This window comes from Serratia odorifera (assembly GCF_041448735.1).
Classification (GTDB): Bacteria; Pseudomonadota; Gammaproteobacteria; order Enterobacterales; family Enterobacteriaceae; genus Serratia_F; species Serratia_F odorifera.
Window position 1 is genome coordinate 1 of the sequence record NZ_JBGMUT010000075.1, and the last position, 549, is coordinate 549.

The following is a 549-nucleotide window of genomic DNA, read 5'->3' on the forward strand; positions in this document are numbered from 1 at the left end:
GGCTAAAAGCTTCTTCAACAGCACGTGCGAGCTTCTATTTATATAATACAAAAGAAGAAATTGATACATTTGTTGAATCGCTAATCAAGACAAAGGAGTATTTCACAAATGTCATTTAATAATTTAGATACGTTATATCGTCAAGTTATTATGGATCATTATAAGAATCCTCGTAACAATGGCGTGTTAGAAGATAGTGTTACTGTTAACTTGAACAATCCAACTTGCGGCGATCGTATTCAACTTACGATGAAAGTAGAAGAAGGTATTGTGCAAGAGGCGAAGTTTGAAGGCGAAGGATGTTCAATCTCAATGTCTTCAGCTTCAATGATGACACAAGCAGTAAAAGGTAAGAAAATTGAAGAAGCACTTCAGCTTTCGAAAATTTTCTCTGACATGATGCTAGGAAAAGAGTACGATGACAGCATCGATTTAGGAGATATTGAAGCATTACAAGGCGTATGCAAGTTCCCTGCACGTATTAAATGTGCAACATTAGCGTGGAAAGCGTTAGAAAAGGGCTTAAACGAAGGTAAGTAATGTTAAAGG

At 36.4% G+C, this 549-nt stretch carries 1 protein-coding gene; it reads left to right on the plus strand.

Translation table 11 applies throughout. The features are described from left to right. The first annotated feature begins 108 nt into the window (after positions 1-108). Complete coding sequence (gene sufU, locus ACCC84_RS23915; protein ID WP_016078137.1) at positions 109-540, plus strand: Fe-S cluster assembly sulfur transfer protein SufU; 432 nt, start codon at positions 109-111, stop codon at positions 538-540. Positions 541-549 lie beyond the last annotated feature (9 nt).